11 protein-coding genes are annotated in these 10583 nt (G+C 48.6%); 7 read left to right on the top strand and 4 right to left on the bottom strand.

Annotation, left to right across the window (positions count from 1 at the left end; genetic code table 11):
- Positions 1-26 precede the first annotated feature (26 nt).
- The 3 genes from GX441_05440 to GX441_05430 form a co-directional block, all read right to left on the bottom strand.
- The gene (locus GX441_05440; GenBank protein NLI98088.1) at positions 27-467 is read right to left on the bottom strand and encodes a hypothetical protein; all 441 of its coding nucleotides are present in this window, start codon (positions 465-467) and stop codon (positions 27-29) included.
- Between the two features lie 60 nt (positions 468-527).
- Entirely contained in the window at positions 528-779 is a 252-nt protein-coding gene (locus GX441_05435) for a modification methylase (protein ID NLI98087.1), read from the bottom strand.
- 102 nt (positions 780-881) lie between these two features.
- Positions 882-1619, bottom strand: a complete 738-nt coding sequence (locus GX441_05430) for a hypothetical protein (GenBank protein NLI98086.1) — start codon at positions 1617-1619, stop codon at positions 882-884.
- Between the two features lie 117 nt (positions 1620-1736).
- Between GX441_05430 and GX441_05425 the strand changes: the two genes are divergently transcribed.
- The 7 genes from GX441_05425 (at position 1737) to rsmG (ending at position 9768) form a co-directional block, all read left to right on the top strand.
- Positions 1737-2825, top strand: a complete 1089-nt coding sequence (locus GX441_05425) for an ATPase (protein ID NLI98085.1) — start codon at positions 1737-1739, stop codon at positions 2823-2825.
- Positions 2826-2912: 87 nt separating this feature from the next.
- Positions 2913-3983 carry a DNA polymerase III subunit delta gene (holA, locus tag GX441_05420; GenBank protein ID NLI98084.1) on the top strand — a complete coding sequence of 357 codons (1071 nt, stop codon included), beginning with the start codon at positions 2913-2915 and terminating at the stop codon, positions 3981-3983.
- The gene (locus GX441_05415) at positions 3967-6402 is read left to right on the top strand and encodes a leucine--tRNA ligase (protein ID NLI98083.1); all 2436 of its coding nucleotides are present in this window, start codon (positions 3967-3969) and stop codon (positions 6400-6402) included. The genes holA and GX441_05415 overlap by 17 nt, the downstream gene beginning before the upstream one ends.
- Before the next feature lie 609 nt (positions 6403-7011).
- Positions 7012-7296, top strand: a complete 285-nt coding sequence (locus GX441_05410) for a hypothetical protein (protein NLI98082.1) — start codon at positions 7012-7014, stop codon at positions 7294-7296.
- Positions 7293-8210, top strand: coding sequence for a PorV/PorQ family protein (locus tag GX441_05405; GenBank protein NLI98081.1), 918 nt, complete (start codon positions 7293-7295; stop codon positions 8208-8210). Before GX441_05410 ends, GX441_05405 begins: the two co-directional genes overlap by 4 nt.
- Positions 8211-9164 carry an HD domain-containing protein gene (locus GX441_05400; protein ID NLI98080.1) on the top strand — a complete coding sequence of 318 codons (954 nt, stop codon included), beginning with the start codon at positions 8211-8213 and terminating at the stop codon, positions 9162-9164. It abuts the gene before it with no gap.
- A complete protein-coding gene (gene rsmG, locus GX441_05395) occupies positions 9148-9768 on the top strand; it encodes a 16S rRNA (guanine(527)-N(7))-methyltransferase RsmG (GenBank protein NLI98079.1) in 621 nt (206 codons plus the stop codon). The genes GX441_05400 and rsmG overlap by 17 nt, the downstream gene beginning before the upstream one ends.
- Before the next feature lie 45 nt (positions 9769-9813).
- On the opposite strand, the gene GX441_05390 is transcribed toward rsmG, so the two are convergent.
- Positions 9814-10503 carry a PASTA domain-containing protein gene (locus GX441_05390; GenBank protein NLI98078.1) on the bottom strand — a complete coding sequence of 230 codons (690 nt, stop codon included), beginning with the start codon at positions 10501-10503 and terminating at the stop codon, positions 9814-9816.
- Between the last annotated feature and the right edge of the window lie 80 nt (positions 10504-10583).

The raw sequence follows: 10583 nt of genomic DNA, 5'->3' as shown, positions 1-10583 counted from the left end.
TTTTCGTTTAGGGAGTTCTTGAGCCATTAATCGCTATCGGGCCGACCTAAAGGTCGGCCCCTACGTTTCATTCGCTCCAATGCTACTTCTTCCCAAGGTTTCTCAGAAGGAATATTAGCTTCTTTTCTGGCCCATTCCAAGAAAAACCTGTGGAATTCATCGTTCAGCTGACGTATCCAATTCACAGCCTTTTCCCTTGCTTCATACAGTTCGAAGAAGCGTGTATCGAAGTAATCTTTTTGAAAATGGAATACACCGTTTCTATAGCGTCTCAGCAGGTCAACATTTTCAGAAGATAGCAGCGTATCTATCTTTTCATCAACCAGTTCCAACTCTTGCCACCCTTCTATTACTACATACAGCCCTGCGTGCCAATAAGCAAGGTATATAAATGCGAGAAAACCTTCAAAGGGTTCTCCAAATATTGGCGTTGAGATTTCGAGAATTTGATCTAGGTGATCCCTCATACGATCTGCCCAGATAAAATATCAATGAAGAGTAGTAATTGGGTTCCTGAACCCCATACTTTACGCATTCCCGCCGGTCACAAGCTCGTGAAACGTGCGCGCGGCAACCTCGTCCCAGTGCCAGAAATCGGTAAACGCGTGTATCTGCGCCGCGGACGGCGTGCCGTCAACCTCCTTGAACAGCACGTTGTAGTCGGCCTTGGAGTTGAACGGCGGGTCGAGGTAGATGAGGTCTACCGATTCGTCGCCAATCTTGTTTCGCAAAACGTCGAGGTTGTCGCCGAAGTAAAGCTGGTTGCGCCAGTCGCCCATAGGTGATAATATTGAGTGAAGTTGGGTTGTCAAGCTTACTCAAGCTTTATGTTGACTTCAAATTAAAATTAACTTAACATTAGCGCAATTGTCTTATTATTCTTAGTTTCCTTTTGGTCTGTACACAACACTAATCCCAAACGTAGCTACATCGAAAATTCCCGGTTCGCTGGTCAAATTTGAATAAGTAATACCTTTATATTTTATTATTTCGGGACGTATTCGCCATTCTTCAGTACCGATATCTAGAGTTAAACCGCAACCTCCATGCAAAGTAAAGAAATTCTGAGGATCAGTTGACGATGTCTGAATCTGACGGATATAATAAGAAACAATACCTTTCGCAGAGAGAACAACTCTGAACCACGGGGTAAGATTACATCCCAGAGCTAAAGCAGGATAGCCATCAACAAGATAAAAAGTATAGTTCCCTGGCTGTGTGAATTTAGTGCTATGCAAATAACCAACTCCCATAGAACCGTTAAATTCAAATTTTCCTCTTTCAAACCCACCGCGAGCATCAAGGACAACAGCCAATGGTGAAGAGTATTTTACTCCCATATCAAAATGCGGAAGCAAGCCGAGTCGAAAAACTAAATCCAGAGTCCTTGTGTCATAACCAGCTATAGTATCATTACTTGCCGAGCCTTGGCCTCCCCATAAACAGAAATTGCTTGTTCCGAAACCAATTTCGCCTTTACATGGCGTGAGCATCTTTGTCGATGAGAAGTTTGTATATGCGGGAATGGCATACCAATCGAAGTATAGAACTTTACCTTGAGCTAGAAGGCATGTTGAGAACATAAGAGCATGCAAAAATAAAATAGTTTCTTTTTTCATTTTAACATGATAACCATCAACATAAAGTTGTCAATCCATTGAAGATTGTAAAGGAAAACTTAGCACACATGTTCGAAAGAAGCTTGACATATAATAAAAAGAGAATAATATTACAGGATGATTTGTAGAAGCTGCGTGTTAACTTCCTCAACTCCAGGTATTACGTTTGACGAAGAAGGTACTTGCAACCACTGCAGAGATTTCACTCCTGTTAAATTCAAGGGTGAAGATGCTCTTTTGGATATTATCGACCGAAACCGCGGGAAAGGACGTTATGATGCCGTCGTTACATTATCGGGAGGAAGAGACAGTACTTACACATTACTTAAAGCAGTACGTGACTATAAGCTTAAAGTGTTGGCCTTCAATTACAAAAACCCATTTACACACCCCGTTGCGACTGAAAACATTCAACGTGTAAAAAAACAACTCGGTGTCGATCTCATCCAATTCGATTTACCTTCGGATTGGCACCGCCGCTCAATGCGTCATAATCTTGTCTCCTGGCTCAAAAAACCTTCTCTTGCTATGGTCCCAATGATGTGTGTCGCATGCAAGGTTATGTGGAAACCCGTTCTCAAGATAGCAAAAGACAACGGGATAAGAATGGCCTTTTCGGGCTCTAATCCTTACGAACTCAACAAATTCAAAAGAGTACTTTTAGGAATCAGTGCAAAATCATCAGCCGCTTATTATTACACAGCATATATCTTCGGACTAGCCCGTGAGGTTGCGGGAAATGTACGTTACATGGCACCTGAGGTAATCCCACCAACTATGTTAGGATACCTTTACTCTGGTCCTGAGGCTCCTTTTGTTAAACTTTCAGGCATGGGTCTTTCGAAAATAACGCTATTCGATTATCTTCCTTGGAACGAAACTATTGTTCTAAGCAGGATACGTAATGAATTAGGATGGAGACATCCTCCAGATTCGGTTACAACGTGGCGTTTTGACTGTGAAGTGGACGATCTCAAAAATTATATCTATCTTGAATTACTAGGTGTCACCGAAAAAGACGATTTCTACAGTAATTTGATGAGGGCAGGTTTAATGACAAGAGATGAAGCTTTGAAGCGAGTCAAGCGAGAAAATCATGTGGATCTAAAAAGAATAAAGAAAATTCTCAATGACGTCGGTATTTCTTTTAATGCCTTTTCTCAAACTCTTGAGCAATATAAAAAGGAAACACGAAAACAAGTCTAATTTCGATTTCTTTATTATCCTAGCAATAACCTTTCTTTTAACAACATACTATTCTTGACTTAAGCTTGAGCATCATTATTATTAAGAATGCAGATAACGCGAGAAGAACTATATAACCGCATAGAAAAAAAGGAACTTGCATCCGTAACCCTTGTGTACGGCTCCGAGGAGTTCTTTTTAGAAGAGCTTGTTGCGGTTCTAAGGAATAAATTCAAGGATGCATCGGGCTGGGGTTTCGAGATCCTGGATGCCCAGTCCATGGACTCAAGCGCGCTTGCCGCCTCGGCATCCACGCTCGCGTTCGATATGGGAATAAAGGTTTCGGTCGTACGCTCGGCAACCAGACTCAAAAAGGAGCAGCTGGAGTTCTTCAAGCGGATGGCAGGCCGAGATGCCAAGGAGAGAGCGGTTATCTTAATTGCGGAAAAGGAAGGCAAGCAGCTCGACGCACTGCTGAAATGGGCAAAGGAAGCGAAGATAATCGTCTGCGAACTCCAATCCCTTAATCAAGCGGAGGTCGCCTCGTGGCTCAGGTCCGAATCATCCAAACTCGGCTTCAGCATCGACCCGAAAACGCTCGATTTCATGATCGACGTCTCGGCGTCCAACCTAATTGCCCTCTCTCAGATGCTAGCAAAGATTGACCTCTACAGAGGCGATAAAACGAGCGTTAACTTCAAGGATGTGGAGGACCTGCTCTCCGATTCCTTCGAGAAAGGGGTGTACGACTGCGTGAGGGCGGTATTCGCCATAGGACAAGGAAGGATTCCTCCATCACTGAGGGAAAAGGCCATAAGGGAGTTCGCAAGGGTGCTTCGTTTTGGGGCGTCAGACGGGGTTGTCGAGCTGGTGTACGCGCTTTCGAGAGAGGCTTTCACGCTGCTCAAGTATCAGCTTCTCAAGGATAAGGGCGTATCGAAAGATGCGTTGGCAAAGGAACTCCGGCTCGGCTCAAGGGCTTGGCTGCTAAACAAGGAGTACCCGGAGCGCGCAATAAAATGGCCGAAAGAGCGGCTGGAGAAGTTTTTACACCGATTAGCGGACGTTGATCTTGCAATAAGGACGACCGGCAGGGACGCGGAGGCGATGCTTGAGCAGATAGTCATAGGTAATCTTGCGCCAACAAGCGTTGAGGAGACTCATGAAATATTCGTTTAAGGATATCGAAGCCAAGTGGCTCAAAAAGTGGAACGACTGCAAGCTTTACGACACACCACAGGAACCGCAGAAAAAATACTACATGCTTGAGATGTTTCCTTATCTGACCGGCGACATCCACATCGGGCATTTCCGCAATTACATAATCGGCGACTTCGTGTGGCGGTATAAGCGGATGCAGGGCTACGAACTTCTTCATCCTTTCGGTTACGACGCATTCGGGCTTCCTGCAGAAGAGGCAGCCATAAAAAGGGGGGAATCGCCGTCGAAATGGACTGAGAAGAATCTCGCGACCGGCACCGAAACCTTAAAGGATCTGGGTCTGAGCTACGATTGGTCAAGAGAAGTCAGAACAAGCAGCCCTGATTACTACCGCTGGACGCAGTGGATATTCATAAAACTCTACGAGAAGGGTCTTGCATACCGCGCGACGTCGTTCGTCAACTGGTGCCCCAAATGCAAGACCGTCCTTGCCAACGAGCAGGTTGTTGCAGGCAAGTGCTGGCGCTGCGACTCCGAGGTCGAGAAGAAGGAGCTTGAGCAGTGGTATTTCAGGATTACTGAATACGCGCAGAGGCTTCTGGACAACATTGAGAAGCTCTCACAGTGGCCGGAGCCGATACGCATCATGCAGCGCAACTGGATAGGCCGAAGTGAGGGCGCAGAGTTGGTGTTCGAGCTGAAGGAGCGACCCGAGGTGAAGCTCCCCGTTTTCACGACTAGACCGGACACCGTGTACGGGGTTACCTTCATGGCCATAGCGCCCGAACACAGGCTTGTTTCGGAGTTATTGGAGCAGATGCCTAATAAGGAGCAGGTGAAGGCGTACAGGGACAAGGCGCTCGCGAAGTCGGAGATAGAGCGTCTTTCGGAAGACAGGGAGAAGGACGGTGTTGACACAGGTTTAAGGGTACGCAATCCCTTTTCGAGTGACGACGTACAGCTATGGGTTGCCGACTACGTGGTCGCTTCGTATGGGACCGGAATAGTGATGGCGGTGCCCGCTCACGACCAGAGAGATTTCGAGTTTGCCAAGAAGTACGGCATACCGATAAAAGTGGTTATAGAGCCGCCTGACAGCAGGCTCGATGCGGCGAAGATGACCGAGGCTTATGTAGATGCAGGTGTGATGACATCTTCAGGACCATTCGACGGCGCACCCTCCCCTGAAGGCATAAAGAAGGTCGCGGAGTATGCAAGCAAGAAGGGCATCGGCAAGCCGACGGTCTCCTTCAGGTTGAGGGATTGGCTCATCTCGCGCCAGCGCTACTGGGGCGCGCCCATTCCGATGATACACTGCCCCAAGTGCGGGGTTGTCCCTGTATTCGAGAATGAACTGCCCGTGCTTCTGCCCGACGAGTCCAAGGTAGACTTCATCCCCAAGGGCCGCTCGCCCTTAGAGTCCGTAGCCGAATTCGTGAACGTACTCTGCCCGAAGTGCGGCGGCAATGCAAAACGGGATACAGACACCATGGATACCTTCGTGGACTCATCATGGTATCAGCTGCGCTATACCGATCCGCACAATGACAGGGAGATTTTTTCGCTCAAAGAGGCCGCGAAGTGGATGCCTATCGACACCTACATCGGCGGCGACGAGCACGCAACAGGCCATCTTTTGTACTTCCGCTTCATCACCATGTTTCTAGCCGATATAGGGGTCTCCCCTGTCGAGGAACCTGTTGTCAAACTTTTCAACCACGGCATGGTGCTCGATGCACACGGCGACGTAATGAGCAAGTCCAAAGGCAATGCCATTTCACCCAGAGAGCTTATGGAGCGCATCGGCATAGATGCGGCAAGGGTCGCCATGTTCTTCTTCGCCCCGCCCGACCGCGAGGTGCTCTGGTCGGAGTCCAACGTGAAGGGTTCGAGCAGATTTCTGGAGCGCGTGTACGCGGAGGCTATGGCTGCGGCTGGAATCGAAGCGGCTTCCCCGGATAAGGGTAGCGAGATATACAAGGCGATAGAGAAGACCGTAAAGCAGGTCTCGGAAGACGCTGAGGTGATGGGCTACAATACCGCGATTGCGCGCATGATGGAGTTCATGAACCTCTACTCGAACTCGGCTGCAAAGGAGACGCCAACAGCCCGGTATGCAATGGAGCGTCTCACACAGATACTGGCTCCCTTCGCGCCATTCATTGCGGAGGAGCTCTGGGAGGCGTTCGGGCATTCCGAAAGTGTTTTTCTTTCAAAATGGCCCGGATACGATAAGCAAGCGGTTGTGGAGGACACAATCACGATCCCTGTACAGGTGAACGGAAAGCTGAGAGGGAAAGTTGAAGTGGCAAAGGACGCCTCGCAGGATGAGGTTATCTTAAAGGCCAGAGAGATAGAGGCGGTGAAGCAGTACCTGGTCTCCGAACCGACGAAGGTTGTTTTTGTTCCAGGCAGACTGCTCAACTTTGTAATCTAATCAACGGGGTTCCCAGACGAATACGAAGCAGTCGTTTGGGGTGATTTAAGGTCAACGGCAAGTTCAGAGGTAAAATAGATGCGCCAAAAGACGCAAAAGAAGATCAAGTCATAAAATAAGCCCTCTCGCTGGAAACCATCGGATAGTATTTGACATCCGAGCCTGCAAAAAAACATATGCATTCCTGCAAAACTGTTTAATTTCGTATTTGATTTCATTCGGGGGTCCCCGAAAGAGTGGGGAGCTCCGGAGGGCGAACGAAGGGAGCAATCTTTTGGGGTGGACTTGGGGCGGTAAAACAGTATTTATCCTCAGAACCCAAAAAAGCCGTCTTTGTTCCCGCAAGACTGATCAACTTAGTTGTCTGACGCCTCAAGGGTGTCCTTGACGAATGCTAAGCAGCCGTACAGCGTAGACCTTGACAACAATTCAATTTGACGGAGTCCGCACGGAGAGTAAACAGATGCACGCCTAACGCCCGGACGTCTAAACGACGCCAATCCGCCTGATAGTTGGCCGTGACGGACGCACCAAGCGTCGCGCATCGTCAATTTCGCCTTCACGTTCGAGGATAAAACAAATTATGAATCCAAGGTAAGGAAAAAGACGATGAAAGCCGCTAAAGCCAAGGCCGCGCAGCTTGCGGAGCTCGAAGGGCTTAAACTTGCTATAGCGTTGAGTGCATCAAAATATCCGCAAGACACGCCGACTCCTTCAGTTATTCCAACCCTTCATGTGCAAAGAGGAAGAGCAAGCAAACTGAACTATTCAGCGGCACAACAATTAATAGAGCCATGCTGGATAGACCTCTCCTATACGATTAATATCACGTATGAGCTGGAGCGATTGACGCGGCTTGACATATCGAAAGTTCGAGCTAAACTCAAGACATGAAACGCATCCTTGCATTAACGTTACTTTTAGCAGGAGCGCTTGCGGCCCTGGAAGTGGGTGAGACCGGTCTGAGTAATATGAGGATTCAGGCCTCAGCCCGCAGTCAGGGGATGGGCGGGATTTCGCTAGGGTTGGCGGATAACCCCCAGGCGTTCTTTGGCAACCCGGCAGGGCTTTCGATAATCGAGGGCCCAATGATCTCGGCGAACTATCTCCCCTATCCGGCGGGCATACACGTCGGTTCGGTATCGTTCCAGCCATCGACTAAGGAGAAACTTCGGTTTTCGGCTTCAGCATTCTACCTGAATTCGGGACAAATGACCCGCACCAGTCCGACTAATGAAGACCTGGGAACATTCGGATACCAGGTTGTGAATCTTGGAGGCACCGCCGCCTACCAGATACTGGAGAAATTGAGCGTCGGAGGCAACGTAAAGATTCACCTGGCTCTTGCCGATTCGAGCATGCAGATAGCGGCAGGAGCGGATTTGGGAGCACTTTACAGAGATATCCTGCCCGGCTTGAACGCTGGGCTCTCTGTTCAGAACGTAGCCTTCGAGATAAAACCATTCGTCGAAGAGCGCTCTGCCATGCCCGTAGGAATCGGAGGCGGCGTCAGTTACTCCGGATTAAAAAAGCTCTTGATAGGACTCGACGTTTCCAAACCGCTTGATGCCCCGCTTATCGTACGCGGAGGTCTTGAGTTCCTGCCTGTGGAATTTCTTGGCCTGCGTGCAGGTTATTCAACTGAAGGTGTTGCATGGAAAACGGGAGCAACCGGTACCGATATACTTGCAGGCTTTTCCCTCGGAGTTGGCGTAAGAAATCTTGCGGGCGTTTCCGTGGACTATGCGATAACGCCCGCTCTTGATCTCGGGTTATTCCACCGCATCTCGCTCGCATACAGCTTCTAGATGAAGAAACAGTTCATAGAAGACCTGCATCCCGGCGACGACGTGGATGAGGTCTTCTATGTTCTCGACAAGGAAACCCGCAAGACCAGAGACGGGAAGGACTTCATCGTCTTCAACCTGACCGACAGAACGGGTTCGCTGAAAGCTCTTTTTTTTGAACCCGGCCCTAAGCTCATGCCTGCGAAGGGTTCTTTCGTACGGATTCAGGGAAAATTAACGGAGTACAACGGCAGACTTAACATCAAGATAGAGGACATGTGGCAGGAAAAGGAATCCGGCATCGACTATTCCGATTTCCTGCCTAAATCCGAAAGAGACGTTGAAAAGTGCTATTCAGGACTCAAGAGAGCGGCTTTAGAGCTTCGTGAACCGCTCCGCGCTCTGCTTTCGGCATTCTTCGACAATCCCAGTTTCGAACGCCAGTTCAAGCTTGCACCCGCCGGAGTAAGAGCTCATCATGCATATATAGGAGGCCTCTGCTTACACACTTACGACATGCTAGTTCTTGCTGAAGCCGTTGCCGCAAGCGACTCGGAACTCGACAGCCAGCTCCTTACTGCCGGCGTACTCCTTCACGATATAGGCAAGATAAGGGAATACGAATACTCCAAAAGCATAGACAACACGGACGAGGGCAAGCTTCTGGGACACATTGCCATCGGCATAAGGATGATTGAACGCGAGATTTTGCGAATCCAGGGCTTCCCTGAAAAGCTGGCATGGAAGCTCCTGCACATGGTTGTGAGCCATCACGGATTCAAGGAATACGGCTCGCCAAGACCGCCTCTGTTCCTTGAGGCGCAGATACTGCATCAGATTGACAACCTTGACTCAAAGAGGGCGATGTACCGCGAAGTGGCTGAAAGAAGAGGAGAGGGCAATTGGAGCGAATACCACCCCTATCTTGAGCACGACACCTATCTTGACCGTTCAGAGAGTGAAAGAGGAGCTTAAACGATTTCTTTCAGAAAGAGGGATCGAGTTATCTTCTGACCAGGTAAAACTACTCGACTTCTACAGGATGTTGATTCTGGATTGGTCGGAAAGGATCAATATCGTATCCAAAGGAGACGTCGAGCGCCTTGAGGAGATACACTTCGCGGACTCGATTGCTCCTCAGTCCTTAATACCTGAAGGTTCGAAAGTGGCCGATTGGGGTTCAGGAGGCGGTCTGCCCGGAATACCCCTTGCCATAGCAAGGCCGGACATCCATGTGACTCTCATCGAATCAAGGCACAACAAGGCGGCATTCCTCAACAAAGCTTCGAAGGAGCTTGGCCTCAAGAACCTTGCGCTTTTTCCGGAAAGAGGAGAGCGGCTCGATGAATCGTTTGAGGTGATAACAGTAAGGGCGGTCGGAAGGATAAAAGAGCTGCTTCCCTTGATTGCGAGTTATCTGGAAGCTAAAGGTATGACGCTTTTTTATAAAGGAACAGATGTCGATTCCGAAATGGACGAAGCGAAGAAGCTCTCAGAACGAATGGCATTGAGTATAAGACAGGAAGAGGTAGTTCTTCCGTCAGGCAGAACGAGTAAATATATCCTGTTCTGTAAATAGAAAAGGCCGGATTAAACCGGCCTTCTAAATTTGATAAGGCGGAGATCAGTCCAGGACGCTGGCGATATAAACGGTTACGGCTGATCCCTTAGGTACAACACTTCCTGCTTTAGGCGTCTGATAGTAAAGAGTACCCTCGTAGTACTCAGTGCTCACACGGTACACAAACTTGGCCTCAAGACCCGCTTCCTTCAGCTTAGATTCGGCGCTGGCCTTGCCCATGCCTGTAACCTTTGGAACTTCAACGGTCTTTACGGGTTCTGAACCCATACTTACCTTTATCTTGACGTATGTATCCTTGTCAACCTTTGTTCCCGGCGCAGGATCAACGGATATCACCATATCCTTCGCTACTTCGTCCGAATAGACAAATTCCACGTTCGAGTAAAGACCCAGCACCGCAATGCTGCGGAGCACGTCGTTAAGATTGGCGTTGTCTACGCGTGGAATCTCAACCTTGTTTGGACCTGTGGATATCCATACCTTTACTGTTGAGCCTCGTTTTACATCCGATAGTGCGAGGGGATCTTGCTTGCAGATAAGTCCTTCGTCAACATCGTCTGAAGGGACCTTATCCACAACATAGATCAAAAGGTTCCTTTTATCAAGGGACATCTTTGCATTCTCAATGGTCGATTTCGTCAGGTCGGGAACTTCTACATTCCCAATACATCCTGTAAAAACAACAGCGAAAACGCCCAGCGCAACTGCCAGAACGATCGCACTCTTCTTCATAAGGTTCCTCCTTTGCCTAAGTGGATTATTTCCTTATGTCTTAAATTTTACTCCGCTAAAGCTTGAATGTCAAGGGGTTA

Source organism: bacterium, from assembly GCA_012517375.1.
Lineage (GTDB): Bacteria > Hydrothermota > Tepidihabitantia > B3-TA06 > B3-TA06 > JAAYVC01.
Note: the sequence above shows the minus strand (reverse complement) of the source record. Positions and strands in the feature narration are given on the sequence as shown.